The sequence below is a fragment of the Variovorax sp. M-6 genome, from assembly GCF_052114385.1.
In the GTDB taxonomy this organism is placed as follows: Bacteria; Pseudomonadota; Gammaproteobacteria; order Burkholderiales; family Burkholderiaceae_C; genus Variovorax.
This window is the reverse complement of the sequence record NZ_JBFREQ010000030.1, coordinates 53,548-66,998: the sequence shown is the minus strand read 5'-3', so window position 1 is coordinate 66,998 and position 13,451 is coordinate 53,548. Positions and strand designations below refer to the sequence as shown.

The 13,451-nt window shown below is 70.6% G+C and carries 12 protein-coding genes; 3 read left to right on the top strand and 9 right to left on the bottom strand.

Annotation, left to right across the window (positions count from 1 at the left end; translation table 11 throughout):
* Positions 1-17: 17 nt before the first annotated feature.
* A complete protein-coding gene (locus AB4Z46_RS27340) occupies positions 18-983 on the bottom strand; it encodes a FecR family protein (protein WP_442286697.1) in 966 nt (321 codons plus the stop codon).
* A complete protein-coding gene (locus AB4Z46_RS27335; RefSeq protein WP_442286696.1) occupies positions 976-1,509 on the bottom strand; it encodes a sigma-70 family RNA polymerase sigma factor in 534 nt (177 codons plus the stop codon). Before AB4Z46_RS27335 ends, AB4Z46_RS27340 begins: the two co-directional genes overlap by 8 nt.
* A gap of 118 nt (positions 1,510-1,627) precedes the next feature.
* Here AB4Z46_RS27335 and AB4Z46_RS27330 point away from each other — a divergent pair, with 118 nt between their 5' ends.
* From AB4Z46_RS27330 to AB4Z46_RS27320, 3 genes are read left to right on the top strand one after another with little or no spacing between them, the layout of a single operon-like run.
* A complete protein-coding gene (locus AB4Z46_RS27330; protein ID WP_442286695.1) occupies positions 1,628-2,857 on the top strand; it encodes an efflux RND transporter periplasmic adaptor subunit in 1,230 nt (409 codons plus the stop codon).
* Positions 2,854-4,821 carry a MacB family efflux pump subunit gene (locus AB4Z46_RS27325; RefSeq protein WP_442286694.1) on the top strand — a complete coding sequence of 656 codons (1,968 nt, stop codon included), beginning with the start codon at positions 2,854-2,856 and terminating at the stop codon, positions 4,819-4,821. The genes AB4Z46_RS27330 and AB4Z46_RS27325 overlap by 4 nt, the downstream gene beginning before the upstream one ends.
* The gene (locus AB4Z46_RS27320) at positions 4,821-6,170 is read left to right on the top strand and encodes an efflux transporter outer membrane subunit (RefSeq protein ID WP_442286693.1); all 1,350 of its coding nucleotides are present in this window, start codon (positions 4,821-4,823) and stop codon (positions 6,168-6,170) included. The genes AB4Z46_RS27325 and AB4Z46_RS27320 overlap by 1 nt, the downstream gene beginning before the upstream one ends.
* Positions 6,171-6,192: 22 nt before the next feature.
* Here the strand turns inward: AB4Z46_RS27320 and AB4Z46_RS27315 are convergent, their stop codons facing one another.
* The 7 genes from AB4Z46_RS27315 to AB4Z46_RS27285 all read right to left on the bottom strand — a co-directional run bounded on the left by AB4Z46_RS27315 (position 6,193) and on the right by AB4Z46_RS27285 (position 13,424).
* Complete coding sequence (locus AB4Z46_RS27315; RefSeq protein WP_442286692.1) at positions 6,193-6,894, bottom strand: ABC transporter ATP-binding protein; 702 nt, start codon at positions 6,892-6,894, stop codon at positions 6,193-6,195.
* A gap of 136 nt (positions 6,895-7,030) precedes the next feature.
* The gene (locus AB4Z46_RS27310; RefSeq protein WP_442286691.1) at positions 7,031-7,777 is read right to left on the bottom strand and encodes an ABC transporter ATP-binding protein; all 747 of its coding nucleotides are present in this window, start codon (positions 7,775-7,777) and stop codon (positions 7,031-7,033) included.
* Complete coding sequence (locus tag AB4Z46_RS27305; protein WP_442286690.1) at positions 7,774-8,730, bottom strand: branched-chain amino acid ABC transporter permease; 957 nt, start codon at positions 8,728-8,730, stop codon at positions 7,774-7,776. Before AB4Z46_RS27305 ends, AB4Z46_RS27310 begins: the two co-directional genes overlap by 4 nt.
* A complete protein-coding gene (locus AB4Z46_RS27300; RefSeq protein WP_442286689.1) occupies positions 8,730-9,602 on the bottom strand; it encodes a branched-chain amino acid ABC transporter permease in 873 nt (290 codons plus the stop codon). The genes AB4Z46_RS27305 and AB4Z46_RS27300 overlap by 1 nt, the downstream gene beginning before the upstream one ends.
* Before the next feature lie 158 nt (positions 9,603-9,760).
* Entirely contained in the window at positions 9,761-10,927 is a 1,167-nt protein-coding gene (locus AB4Z46_RS27295) for an ABC transporter substrate-binding protein (protein ID WP_442286688.1), read from the bottom strand.
* Positions 10,928-10,981: 54 nt separating this feature from the next.
* Complete coding sequence (locus tag AB4Z46_RS27290) at positions 10,982-11,833, bottom strand: alpha/beta fold hydrolase (protein WP_442286687.1); 852 nt, start codon at positions 11,831-11,833, stop codon at positions 10,982-10,984.
* 43 nt (positions 11,834-11,876) lie between these two features.
* A complete protein-coding gene (locus AB4Z46_RS27285) occupies positions 11,877-13,424 on the bottom strand; it encodes a benzoate-CoA ligase family protein (protein WP_442286686.1) in 1,548 nt (515 codons plus the stop codon).
* Positions 13,425-13,451: the final 27 nt, after the last annotated feature.

Genomic DNA, 13,451 nt, shown 5'->3' with positions numbered 1-13,451 from the left:
CCTTGGCGCGGTTTTTTTCAGCGCGCGGCTTGCGCGGCGGCAGGGCGCGGCTGCGCCGACACGCGGACCAGCCAGGGCGAGATCCGCGAGACCTCGATCGGCAGCGCGGCGGCGAGCAGCGCAAGCGCCTCGTCGCTCTGCCCCGCCGGCAACACGCCGGTGAAGCGCAGCCCGGCAAGGGCCTCGTCGTCGACCAGCAGCAGCCCGGGCCGGTAGCGCGCGAGTTCGCGCAGCACCTCGGCGACCGGTGCATCCTGGAACACCACCCGGCCCTGCCGCCACGCCAGGGCGCCCGGCGCGGCCACGCTCGCGGGGCGGGTGATGCCGTGGCGGTCGAAGCGGACCTGCTCGCCCGCCGCCAGCTCGACGCTCTGGTCGAGCGCCGCGCGCGGTCGGACCCGCACGCGCGATTCGATCACCGTCACCAGCGTGTCCTGCGCGTCGCGCCGCACCGCGTAGCGCGTGCCGAGCGCCCGTGCGGCGCCGTCGCGGTCGATCACCACGAAGGGCGCGCTGCTCTTCGCCACCTCGACATAGACCTCGCCGCGGCGCAACCGCAGCCGGCGCTTGTCGCCCGACAGGTCGATGTCGACCGCACTGTCGCTGTTCAGCGTGACCCGGCTGCCGTCGGCCAGCGTGAACTCCCGCACCTCGCCGACCGCCGTGCGCTCGTCGGCCAGCCAGTAGCGCCAGGGCAGGGCGCTCGCGATCCCCACCAGGCAGGGCACGATGACCAGCAGGCCGAGCGCATGGCGCGACCCGGGCTTGCGTGCGGGCCGCCGCGCCGGCACCGGCGTCTGCGGCGTGACCGACTCCCACATGCGGCGCATCGCGTCCAGCGCCCGCGCGTGCCGCGGGTCCTGTGCGCACCATTGCGCGCAGGCCGTGCGCGCCGCTTCGTCGGCCGCTTCCTCATCCAGCCTCACCACCCACAGCGCGGCCTGCTCCTCGATGCTCTGCGGCGCCGCAGCCGCTTCATTCATGGCACGTGGCGGGCTCGGCCGCGGCGTTCGACATCCGGGTGTGGAAGTGCAGCAGCACCTTGGCCAGGTACTGCTTGACGCGGGTTTCCGACACGCCCAGGTGCGCCGCGATCTCGCGGTACGAACTGCCGTCGACCCGCGCCATGAGGAAGGCCGTGCGGCTCTTCACGTCGAGTTCGTGGGTCAGCATGGCCAGCACCTGCCCGAGCAGCTGGCGGGTCGAGGCCAGGTCTTCCGCGCTGGCCGCCTGGTCCTGCTCGGCCATCCAGCCGACCGTGCGCAGCACCTCGGCCTCGATGGTCATGCGGCGGTAGCGGTTGATCATGAGCCGGCTGGCCACGACCTGCAGGAAGGCGCGCGGCTGCCGCAACACCGGGGGCGCCGGCTGCTCCATCAGGTTGACGAAGGTGTCCTGGGTCAGGTCGGCGGCCGCGAAGCCGCAACGCAGCCGGCCCCGCAACCAGCCGCGAAGCCAGCCGTGATGTGCCACGTACAGATCATGGAATTCCTGGTGGTGCGGAGACACGGCGGTTTTTCGTCTTGAATGTGCGAATGCAATTGATAACGATTCGCATTATAGGAAAAAGAACTGAGACGACTCCCGGTCGGACTACCCGATTCCCGCGCTCGAGCGTCATCCATGCATGAGCTCTCCCAATCCCCTGAACCCGGACAGCGCGCGTTCCGGACCCCACCGCGCCCGCCGATGGCGCTGGACCGGCCTGGTGGCGCTCGTGTCGCTGCTGGCCACCGCGGGGCTGTGGGCCAACCACCGAGCCGCGGGCGACGGCTTCGACACCGTGACCATCGGCCGCGGCGACATCGAAGCCACGGTGGACGCCATCGGCACGCTGCAGCCGCGCCGCTACGTCGACGTCGGCGCCCAGGTCTCGGGCCAGGTCCGGCGCCTGTACGTGCGCGCCGGTGACGCGGTCGAGAAGGGCCAGCCGCTGGCCGAGATCGACCCTACGGTGCAGCAGTCGACCGTCGACGCCAGCCGCGCCGCGCTGGCCGGCCTGAAGGCGCAGCTGGCCGACCAGCAGGCCCGCCACCGCCTGGCGCGGCACCAGCACGCGCGCCAGCTCCAGATGGCCGGCGACGGCGCGACCCGCGACGAGGACGTGCAGGTCGCCGAGGCCGAGCGGGCCTCGACCGCCGCCCGCATCGATCACCTGAAGGCGCAGATCGACCAGGCGCAGTCCACGCTCAAGGGCAATCTGGCCCAGCTCGGCTACACGCGCATCGACGCGCCGATGGCCGGCACCGTGGTGTCGCTCGACGCCCGGGAAGGCCAGACCCTCAACGCCGCCTACCAGACACCCAACGTGCTGCGCATTGCCGACCTCTCGGCGATGACCGTCTGGACCGAGGTGTCGGAGGCCGAGGTGCGGCGCGTGCGCGCCGGCATGCCGGTGCGCTTCACCACCCTTGGCGGCGCGCCGGGCCAGGCCAAGCGGCGCTGGAGCGGTACCGTGCGCCAGGTGCTGCCGGCGCCGCAGCAGCCGGAGGGCAAGGCCGCCGGCACCGCGCTCGCGCCCACCACCAGCAAGGTGGTGCTCTACACCGTGCTCTTCGACGTCGCCAACGCCGACGGCGAGCTGATGCCGCAGATGACGGCGCAGGTGTCCTTCGTGACGGCCGCGGCGCAAGGCGTGCTCACCGCGCCGCTGCCGGCCCTGCAGCTCGTGGCCGGCCAGCCCGGGCGCTACACCGCGCGCGTGCTGGGCCCGGACGGCCAGCCGCAGGCGCGGGCGCTGCGCATCGGCGTGCGCGACCGGCTCACCGCCGAGGTGCTGGAGGGACTGGCGGAAGGCGACCGGCTGATCACCGCCGAGCGCAGCACCGGCGACGGCGCGCGGAGATTCCAGTTTTGAGCGACGCTCCCGTCCCGCCGCCGCTGATCGCGCTCGACGGCCTGCGCAAGCACTACGGCGGACGCGGCGGCGCACCGGCGGTGGAAGTGCTGCGCGGCGTCTCGCTCACGATCGAGGCCGGCGAATTCGTGGCCATCGTCGGCGCCTCGGGCTCCGGCAAATCGACCTTGATGCACCTGCTCGGCTGCCTGGACCGGCCGAGCGCCGGCAGCTACCGATTCGACGGCCACGATGTCGCCACGCTCGACGCCGACCAACTGGCCTGGCTGCGCCGCGAGGCCTTCGGCTTCGTGTTCCAGGGCTATCACCTGATCGCCACCGAATCGGCCCGCGAGAACGTCGAGGTGCCGGCGATCTACGCCGGCCTGCCCGAGGCGCAACGCCGCGCGCGTTCGCGCGCGCTGCTCGAACGGCTGGGACTCGGCGACCGCCTCGACCACCGGCCGCACCAGCTCTCGGGCGGCCAGCAGCAGCGCGTGTCCATTGCGCGTGCGCTCATGAACGGCGGCCGGGTCATCCTCGCGGACGAGCCGACCGGCGCCCTCGACTCGAAGAGCGGGGCCGAGGTCATGGCGCTGCTCGAGGAACTCGCCGACGCCGGACACACCGTGGTGATCATCACGCACGACCGAGAGGTCGCCGCCGCCGCGCGCCGCGTGATCGAGATTCGCGACGGCCTGGTCGTGGCGGACAGCGGCCGCGCGGGGCCGCAGCCCGATGCCGGCACGGCGGCGCGTCACCGCGTCCGCCCCGCGCGCGAGGCGCAAGGTCCGTCGCTGGCCACCGAGTTGGCCGACGCCTGCCGAGCGGCCTGGCGCGTGATGTGGATCAACCGCTTCCGCACCAGCCTGACGCTGCTCGGCATCGTGATCGGCGTCGCCTCGGTCATCGTGATGCTCGCGGTCGGCCTCGGCACGCGCCAGCAGGTGGTGGCGCAGGCCAGCGCCTTCGGCGCCAACCTGCTCTACATGAGCTCGGTGGGCGCCAGCTCCCGCATCCCCGGGCGCAGCGTCACGCTGGCCGACCTGCAGGCCGTGGCCGAGCTGCCGCAACTGGCCGAGGTGCTGCCGAACGTGACCGGCAACAAGGTCGTGCGCCACGGCGAGAAGGATCTGCAGACCTACGTGCGCGGCACCGGCGCCGCCATGCCCGAGGTCCAGAACTGGCCGGTCCGCCTGGGCGGCTTCTTCACCGCCGAGGACGACCGCGACCTCGCCGCCGTGGCGGTGCTGGGCCACAAGCTTGCGCGCGACCTGCTGCCGGACCTGCCGAACCCCGTGGGCCGGCACATCCTGATCGAGAACGTGCCCTTCCAGGTGATCGGCGTCATGGCCGAGAAGGGCGCGGCCGCCGGAGACCAGAGCTACGACGACCTGCTGCTGATGCCGTTCACGACCGCGGGCGTCAAGGTCTTCGGCCAGCGCGAACCCACCTACACCGCGATGTCGGTGCGCGAGGGCGCCAGCGTCGACGCCGCCGAGCGCGCGGTCGACGCCGTGATGTTCGAACGCCACGGCATCCGCGACTACCGCATCGGCAATGCCGCCGCCGCCATCGCGGCCAAGGCGAAGACCGAGGACACGATGACCCTGCTGCTGGGCCTGATCGCCGCCGTGTCGCTGCTGGTCGGCGGCATCGGCGTGATGAACGTGATGCTGATGACGGTGCGCGAGCGCACCCGCGAGATCGGCATCCGGATGGCCACCGGCGCGCGCCGCAAGGACATCCTGCGGCAGTTCCTGACCGAGGCCGTGCTGGTGTCGGTGGTCGGAGGCAGCGCGGGCGTGGTCATCGGGCTGGCGGTCGGGGCCGTGCTGATCCTCTCGGGCGTGCCGGTGATCTTTTCGCTGCGCGCGATCGCCGGCGCCTTCTTCTGCGCCACCGCCACCGGGCTGGTGTTCGGCTTCATGCCGGCCCGGCAGGCCGCCGGGCTCGACCCGGTCGTCGCCCTGTCGAGCGAATGATGAGAAAGACGAACGCCTTGCTGCGCACCCTGTGGATTCCATTGACCCTGGCGCTGGCCGCCTGCGCCGCGGCACCGCCCGCCGTCCCCGAGGCGGCGGCGACCACACCCGATCACGCGGCCTGGTGGAATGCCTTCGGCAGCGCCGAGCTGCGCGCGCGGGTCGAGGAAGCCCAGGCCCAGAACCTCGACATCGCGGCGGCCGCTGCGCGGGTGGGCCAGGCCGAAGCCCTGGCCCGCGGCGCCGAGGCCACGCTGTGGCCGAACGTCTCGCTCACCGCCGGCGCCAGCCGCGAAGGGCGCTGGAGCGGCGATGCGCCGGTGGCCGGCACCGCTTACGCCACGCGCCTGGTGACACGCTACGAGGTCGACCTTTGGGGCGGCCAGCGCGGCTTGCGCGACAGCGCGCAGGCCGACCTGCGCGCCAGTGTCTTCGACCGCGACGCGGTGCGGCTCGCGGTGACCGCGGGCACCGCTTCGGCCTGGCTGCGCACGGTCGGGTTGCACGACCGGGTGGCGATCGCGGCGCTCAACCTGGCGGATGCCGAACGGCTGCTCGCCCTGGTCGAGGCCCGCCAGCGCGCGGGTGCCGCGACCCCGCTGGAACTGGCGCAGCAGCGCGGCATCGTCGCCTCGCAGCGGCGGGTCCTGCTGGCGCTGCAGCGCGAGGCCGCCGACAGCCGCGTCCTGCTGGCGACCTGGCTGGGCCGGCAGGTGCCGACGCCGCCGGACGCCGGCACGCTGGACGCGCTGCGGGTGCCATCGTTCGACGCCGGACTGCCGTCGGACCTGCTGGCCCGCCGGCCGGATGTCGCACGGGCCGAAGCACGGCTGGTGGCGGCCGATGCCGACATCGCGGTGGCGCGCGCCGCGATGCTGCCCAGCCTGTCGCTGTCGGCGGGCGTCGGCACCGGCGGCGGGCGCTGGCGCGACCTGTTCGAGTCGCCGCTCTACACCCTGGCGGCCGGGCTGGCGGCACCGATCTTCGATGCCGGGAAACTCGCGGCCGGGCGCGACCTGGCCGTCGCGCGGCGCGAAGAGCTGCTCGCCGGCTACCGCTCGGCCATCGTGGCCGCCTTCGCCGACGCGCAGACCGCATTGCAGGCGCTGGACAGCCTGGACGCCGAACGCGTGGCCCAGGCCGAGGCGCTGAAGCAGGCGCGCCAGGCGCTCGCGATCGCCGAGTCGCGCTACCGCGCCGGTGCCGAGACCCTGCTGACCCTGCTCGACGCCCAGCGCACGCTGTACGCGGCGCTCGATGCGGGGGCACGCTTGCAGCTGGCGCGGCTGGAGGCGTCGGTGAGCCTGTACAAGGCGCTGGGAGGCGGCTGGGAGCTCGGCGGCGGCTGATCTCTCAGCGCGCTGAAGCGCGTCAGACCCCGAGCAGTTCCTCGAGCACGGCCGGCTCGGCCACCAGATCGGCGGACGGGCCGTGCCGCACGATGCGGCCCTTCTCCATCACCACCGCGCGGTCGGTGTGGCCGAGCACCTTGCGCCAGTCGCGGTCGACGATCAGCGTGGCGATGCCGGTCGAGCGGATGTCGGCGATCACGCGCCAGATCTCGGCCACGATCAGCGGCGCCAGGCCTTCGGTCGCCTCGTCGAGGATCATGAGCCGCGGGTTGGTCATCAGCGCGCGGCCGATCGACAGCATCTGCTGCTCGCCGCCCGAGAGCTGCTGGCCGCCGTGCGAGAGCCGCTCGGTCAGCCGCGGGAAGGTCGCCATCACGCGCTCGAAGGTCCAGTCGCGCTTGCCGTCGATGCCGGCGCGTGCGCTCATCACGAGGTTCTCGCGCACCGACAGGTTCGGGAAGATGCCGCGCCCCTCGGGCACGTAGCCGATGCCGCGCCGCGCCATCTTCTCGGGCACCCAGCCGGTGACTTCCTGGCCGTCGAGCTTCACGTGGCCGGAGGCCGGCCGCACGTAGCCCATCAGCGAGCGGATCAGCGTGGTCTTGCCCATGCCGTTGCGACCGAGCAGGCCGACCGAGGTGGCGGCCGGGATCTCGACGTCGACGCCGCGCAGGATGTGGCTGTCGCCGTAGTAGGTGTTCAGGTCTTGTATCGACAGCATCTCAGTTTTCCAGCACGCGACGCATGAAACCGGCACAGCCCCATGCCAGGGATACCGCGGAACCGGCTTTGCCGGGCCGCTGGTATCGCCCCCTTGAGGGGGAGGCGCCGCAGGCGCTTCGGGGGTGTTTCATCTCTCAATGGTCCTCGCCGAGGTAGGCCGTTCGTACTTCGGGATTGGTCCGGATCGACGCCGGATCGCCGGTCGCGATCACGGTGCCGTTGACCATCACGGTGATGCGGTCGGCGATGCGGAACACCGCGTCCATGTCGTGCTCCACCAGCAGGATCGCGTGCGAGGCCTTGAGGTTCGCGAGCAGGCCCAGCATGCGCTCGGTCTCCTCGGCGCCCATGCCGGCCAGCGGCTCGTCGAGCAGCAGCACGCGCGGCTTGGTCGCCAGGCACATCGCGACTTCGAGTTGCCGCTTGGCGCCGTGGCTCAGCGTGCCCGCGATGCGCTCGGCCACCGTATCGAGGCCGGCCGCGGCCAGCGCCTCGCGGGCCGAGGCATTGCTCTCCGCGCAATGGCGCGAGGCCTGCCAGATCGCCCACGGCCGGGGCGTCGCGGCCTGCGCCGCGAGGCGGCAGTTTTCCAGCACCGTGAACTCCGGGAAGATCGTGGTGCGCTGGTAGCTGCGGCCGACGCCGGCCAGCGCGCGCCGGAACTGCGCCCGCGTCGTGATGTCCTCGCCGTCCAGCGCGATGCGGCCGTCGGAGGCGCCGATCTCGCCCGAGAGCATGTTGATCAGCGTCGACTTGCCGGCGCCGTTGGTGCCGATCACCGCATGCACTTCGCCGCGGCGCAGGTCCAGCGTCACGGCATTGACCGCGACCAGGCCGCCGAAGCGGCGCGTCAGCGTTTCGACCGCAAGCAGGGTGCTCATGATGCAGCCCCCTTCGGCGAGATCCGCGCCGCAATCCCGATGATGCCCTTGGGTAGCAGCGCGACGAAGGCGATGATGGCCAGCCCGAGCGAGAGCTGCCAGTGGTCCGCCATCGGGCCGACCAGCGCATGCGTCGAGAGCAGTTCCTTCAGCAAGGTGAACGCCACCGCGCCGATCACCGCGCCGCGCAGGTGGCCGAGGCCGCCGAGGATGATCATCAGCAGCACCTCGCCCGAGTTGTGCCAGGCCATCAGTTCGGGGTTGACCACGCCATCGCGCGCAGCAACCAGGAAGCCCGCCAGCCCTGCCAGCGCGCCGGCGATCACGAAGGCCGCCAGCTTGTAGCCGTAGACCGGGAAGCCGGCCGCGCGCATGCGCTGCTCGTTGACGCGGATGCCGGCCAGCGCGGCGCCGAAGCGCGAGCGCCGGATCAGCGCCAGCAGGCCGTAGGTGGCCGCCAGCGCGGCCAGCACGAAGTAGAACTGCACGGTCCGGTTCTCCAGGTCGAGCGCGCCGAGGGCCGGGCGGATGTACATGTAGATGCCGTCGCTGCCGCCGCCGAGCGCGGTGTCGTGGAAGACGAAGAAGGCCATCTGCGCGAAGGCCAGCGTGACCATGATGAAGTACACGCCGCGGGTGCGCAGGCTCAAGGCGCCGACGAACAGGGCGTAGGCCGCGGCCGAGCCCATGGCCAGCGGCAGCAGCCAGGCGATCGAGCCGCCGTCCTTGCCAGAGCCGAGCACGGTGGCGTAGGCGCCGATGCCGTAGAAGGCCGCATGGCCGAGGCTCACGAGGCCGGTCATGCCGACCAGCAGTTCGAGGCTCAGCGCGAAGATCGACAGGATCATCACCTTGACGATCAGGTCCGACATGTAGGGGCTCAGCATCGGGCCCAGCAGGCCCAGCGCGATGGCGCAGAGCACAGGGAGCCAGTGGTTCAGTTTGGTCATCATCAGCTCTTGCGGCCCATCAAGCCTTCGGGGCGCCAGATCAGCACGATCGCCATCAGCACGTACACGCCCATGCCGCTCAGTTCGGCGAAGAACACCTTGCCGAAGGTGTCGACGAAACCCACCAGCAGCGAGGCCACCAGGGCGCCGGTGATGGAGCCGATGCCGCCGATCACCACCACCACGAAGCAGATGATCAGCACGCTCGCGCCCATGCCCGGATACACCGAGGACATCGGCGCCGCGATCATGCCGGCCAGCGCGGCCAGCGCCACGCCCGCCGCGAAGACGATGCGGTAGAGCCGCCGGATGTCGATGCCGAGTCCGCGCACCATGTCGCGATTGCTGGCGCCGGCGCGGATCATCATGCCCAGGCGCGTGCGGTTGACCACGAAGTACAGGCCGACCGCCAGCAGCACGCAGGCCGCCGAGGCGAACAGGCGATACCACGGGTAGCTCATGAGGTCGCCGAGCGCGAAGCTGCCTTCGAGCCAGGGCGGGGCCTTGACGCCGTGCACGTCGTTGCCGACCAGCAGCGAGCGCAGTTCCTCGAACACCAGGATCAGCCCGTAGGTCATCAGCACCTGCTGCAGGTGGTCGCGCTGGTAGAGGTAGCTGAAGAAGGCCCACTCCAGCAGGTAGCCGAACAGCGCGGCGAGCACCACGCCCGCCACCAGCATCACGATGAACTGGTCGCCGAACAGCGGCGACAGCGCGAACGCCATGTAGGCGCCCAGCATGTAGAAGCTGCCGTGGGCCAGGTTGATCACGCCCATGATGCCGAAGATCAGCGTCAGTCCGGAGGCGACCAGGAACAGCAGCAATCCGTACTGCACGGAGTTCAGGCACTGAACAAGAAAGGTACCGAAGTCCACAAGCAGTTTTCTAGGTTGAAATCATTGGAAGCTACCGGGATCCCCTTCGGGAAACACCGCGGAACCGGCTCCGCCGGGCCGCTGGTGTTGCCCCCGGCAGGGGGTGGGCGCCCCGACACGAAGTGCGGGGCAACCTGGGGGCGAGCTACATCCTCGAGTTACATCCTGCAGCCGCGGGCCGGGTCGGCCAGGTTCTTGACCGCGACGCCGACCATCTTGTTCTCGTTGCCTTCGACCTTGCGCAGGTAGACGTCCTGCACCGGGTTGTGCGCCTTGCTGATCGTGAACGCGCCGCGCGGGCTGTCGATCTTGGCCTTTTCGATGGCGCCTGCGAACTCGGCCTTCTTGCTGATGTCGCCCTTGACCGCGGCGAGGCCGATCGCGAGCATCTGCGCCGCGTCGTAGCCCTGCACCGCATACACGTCGGGCTGCAGCTTGAAGGACTTGGCGTAGGCGGTGCGGAAGGCGGTGTCGCGCGGCGTGTTGAGGCCGTCGGCGTAGTGCAGCGTGGTCAGCATGCCCTGGGCGGCTTCGCCCTGCGCTTCGAGCGTGCCGTCGGTCAGGAAGCCGGGGCCGACCAGCGGGATGGTCTTGTTGAGGCCGGCCGCCGCGTAGTCCTTGACGAACTTGACCGCGCCGCCGCCGGCGAAGAAGGAATACACCACGTCGGGCTTGGCCGCGGCGATCTCGGTCAGGAGCGCCTGGAACTCGACGTTCGGGAACGGCACGGTGAGCTGCTTCTCGACCTTGCCGCCGGCCTTCTCGAAGCCTTCCTTGAAGCCCGCCACCGACTCGTCGCCGGCCGCGTACTTCCAGGTGATGGTCATGGCCTTCTTCTTGCCCTGCTTGCCCGCCACCTCGCCCATCGCGTAAGCCGGCTGCCAGTTCGAGAACGAGCTGCGGAAGATGTTCTGCGCGCACATCGGGCCGGTCACGGCGTCGGCGCCCGCGTTCGGCACGATCAGCACGGTCCCGCTTTCCTTGGCCGCCTTGGCCATCGCCATCGCCACGCCCGAGTGCACCGTGCCGATGATCACGTCGACGTTGTCGCGCTTGATCAGCTTGTTGACGTTGTCGGTGGCCTTGGCCGGGTCCGACTCGTCGTCGACCTTGACGAACTCGATGTCGCGGCCGCCGAGCTTGCCGCCCTGCTCCTCGATGCGCAGCTTGAAGCCGTTCTCGATGGCGACGCCGAGCGCGGCGTAGGTGCCGCTGAACGGCAGCATCAGGCCCACCTTCAGCTTGCCCTGCTGGGCGTGGCCCAGCGTGGCGATGCACGCGAGTGCCAGGGCTGTCAGGGTGGTGCGTGCGATGCGTTGGCTCATGGAGGTCTCCTTTTGGTTTGATTGAGAATACTTTACAGCTAAACTATTCACGATTCAATTAAGAATTTCCCCAGCATCGCGGGCATCCCCCGGGTGGGGCGGGTGCTGGGTGGGGCTTCCTGTCTTGATGAATGAAACGGTCGCCACTATCGCCGTTTCGGGCTGATCGCGATGCGGGGAATGCCCGCAGTCCGGGATCTCCACCAGCCGGGTCTGCGGCAGCCGTTCGGCGATGCCGCGAATCTGCCGGAGTGTGCCGTACTCGTCGTCGATGCCCTGGATGGCGAGCACCGGGCAGCGGATGCCGTCGAGCTCGCGCTCGATGTTCCATTGCCGGAAGGGCGGATGCAGCCAGATCCGGTTCCAGCCCCAGAAGGCGGAGTCGACGTCGTCGTGGTAGCGGCCCAGCTTCTTCGGCAGGTCGGTCTCCAGGTAGGCCTGCCGCGCCAGCTGGATGTTGGCCACCGTCACGTCCTCCACGAGGATGTGCGGCGCCAGCACCACCAGGCCCGCGACCCGGTCCGGGAAGCGCGCGGCGTAGAGCAGCGAGATCGAGCCGCCGTCGCTGTGGCCGAACAGCCACGGCTTCTCGGCGAGACCCAGCGCTTCGAAGAACGCCGGCAGCACCTCGTGCGCCTGGCGGTGCATGAAGTCGACGTCCCAGGTCTCGTCGGCCGCGCGCGGCGTCGAGCGGCCGTAGCCGGGGCGCGAGAACACCAGGCCGCGGAAGCCGCCGGCCTCGCACAGGCGCTCGGGGAAGTCCTTCCACATCGAGATGGACCCGAGGCCTTCGTGCAGGAAGACGACCAGCGGCGCGTCGGTGCGTTCGGGAGCGATGCGCACGTATTCGATGCGCACCTCTCTGCCCCGCCAGCGGATGGCGGCGAATTCGGCGTGGGTGCTCATGGTGTCGGCGCCGGGAGAGGACACGAAGTGCCGAACGCGGGGGTCATTTCTGCTCCCGCTCGCGCAGGCGGAAGCGCTGTATTTTTCCGGTGGCGGTCTTTGGAAGCTCGTCCACGAACTCGATGAAGCGCGGGTACTTGTAGGGCGCCAGGCGTTCCTTCACGAAGGCCTTGAGTTCGTCGTCGCTGACCGACTGGCCGTCCTTGCGGACCACGAAGGCCTTGGTCTTCGTGAGCCCGTCGGCGTCCTCCTTGCCGATCACCGCGGCCTCGAGCACCGCCGGGTGCTGCATCAGCGTGGCCTCGACCTCGAAGGGCGAGACATAGATGCCGCTGACCTTCAGCATGTCGTCGCTGCGGCCCGCATAGGTGTAGTAGCCGTCGGCGTCGCGCGAGTACTTGTCGCCGCTCTTGGTCCAGCCGTCGCGGAAGGTCTCGGCGCTCTTCTCGGGGTTGCCCCAGTACATCAGCGCGGTGCTCGGGCCCTTGATGTAGAGATCGCCGACCTCGCCCACGCCGACGGGCTGGCCGTCCTCGCCGCGCAGCTCGATCTCGTAGCCGTCGACCGGCTTCCCGGTGGTGCCGTAGCGGATGTCGCCCGGCCGGTTGGAGATGAAGATGTGAAGCATCTCGGTCGAGCCGATGCCGTCGACGATCTCGCAGCCGAAGTGCTGGTGGAAGCGCTGCGCGATCTCGCCCGGCAGCGCCTCGCCGGCCGAGGAGCACATGCGCAGCGCGACCGCCTCGCGCGCCGGCAGGCGGGGCGAGGCGAGCATGCCCGCGAAACCGGTCGGCGCACCGAAGAACACGGTCGGCTTGTGGGCGCCGGTCCAGCGCTTGAAGGTGGCGTCGGGCGTGGGGCGCTCGGCCATCAGCAGCACGGTGGCGCCGACCGACAGCGGGAAGGTCAGCGCGTTGCCGAGCCCGTAGGCGAAGTACATCTTCGCGGCCGAGAAGCAGATGTCGTTCTCGGTCAGGCCCAGCACCGGCTTGCCGTAGAGCTCGGCGGTCCACCAGGGGTTGGCGTGCGTGTGCACGGTGCCCTTGGGCTTGCCGGTGGAGCCGGAGGAATAGAGCCAGAAGGCGTGGTCCTGCGGACCGGTGGCGGCCGGCGCCGCGAGCGGTTCGCTGGCGGCGATCGCGGAGTCGAGATTCCGTGCGCCTTCGGGCAGCGGGCCGTCGGGCTGCGACACGAACAGCGTGCGCAGCGCGTTCGGTCCCTTTGCCATCGCCTCCTGCAGCACCGGCAGCAGCGCGCCCGACACCAGTGCCGTGGTGGCGCCGCTGTGGTCGAGCATGTAGGCGTAGTCGTCGGCCGTGAGCAGCGTGTTGACCGCCACCGGCACCACGCCGGCATACAGGCAGCCGAGGAAGCTCACGGGCCAGTCGCTGCCGTCGAGCATCAGCAGCAGCGCGCGCTCCTCGCGCCGCGCGCCGCTTGCCAGCAGGGCCGCCGCGAGCCGGCGCGCGCGGTCTTCGAGCTCGCCGTAGCCGAGCGCGCCGCGGTCGTCGACATAGGCGATCTTCCGGGCGCGGCCGCGGTTCAGCGCGAACAGGTGCTCGGCGAAGTTGAATGTGTCGGGCAGGTTCATCGTGTGTCTCCTTCGGTCCTCGTCTGC

Coding starts and splice junctions, on each gene's coding strand:
- AB4Z46_RS27340 (WP_442286697.1), bottom strand. CDS start 983: ATGAATGAAGCGGCTGCGGCGCCGCAGAGCATCGAGGAGCAGGCCGCG.
- AB4Z46_RS27330 (WP_442286695.1), top strand. CDS start 1,628: ATGAGCTCTCCCAATCCCCTGAACCCGGACAGCGCGCGTTCCGGACCC.
- AB4Z46_RS27320 (WP_442286693.1), top strand. CDS start 4,821: ATGAGAAAGACGAACGCCTTGCTGCGCACCCTGTGGATTCCATTGACC.
- AB4Z46_RS27315 (WP_442286692.1), bottom strand. CDS start 6,894: ATGCTGTCGATACAAGACCTGAACACCTACTACGGCGACAGCCACATC.
- AB4Z46_RS27310 (WP_442286691.1), bottom strand. CDS start 7,777: ATGAGCACCCTGCTTGCGGTCGAAACGCTGACGCGCCGCTTCGGCGGC.
- AB4Z46_RS27305 (WP_442286690.1), bottom strand. CDS start 8,730: ATGATGACCAAACTGAACCACTGGCTCCCTGTGCTCTGCGCCATCGCG.
- AB4Z46_RS27295 (WP_442286688.1), bottom strand. CDS start 10,927: ATGAGCCAACGCATCGCACGCACCACCCTGACAGCCCTGGCACTCGCG.
- AB4Z46_RS27290 (WP_442286687.1), bottom strand. CDS start 11,833: ATGAGCACCCACGCCGAATTCGCCGCCATCCGCTGGCGGGGCAGAGAG.
- AB4Z46_RS27285 (WP_442286686.1), bottom strand. CDS start 13,424: ATGAACCTGCCCGACACATTCAACTTCGCCGAGCACCTGTTCGCGCTG.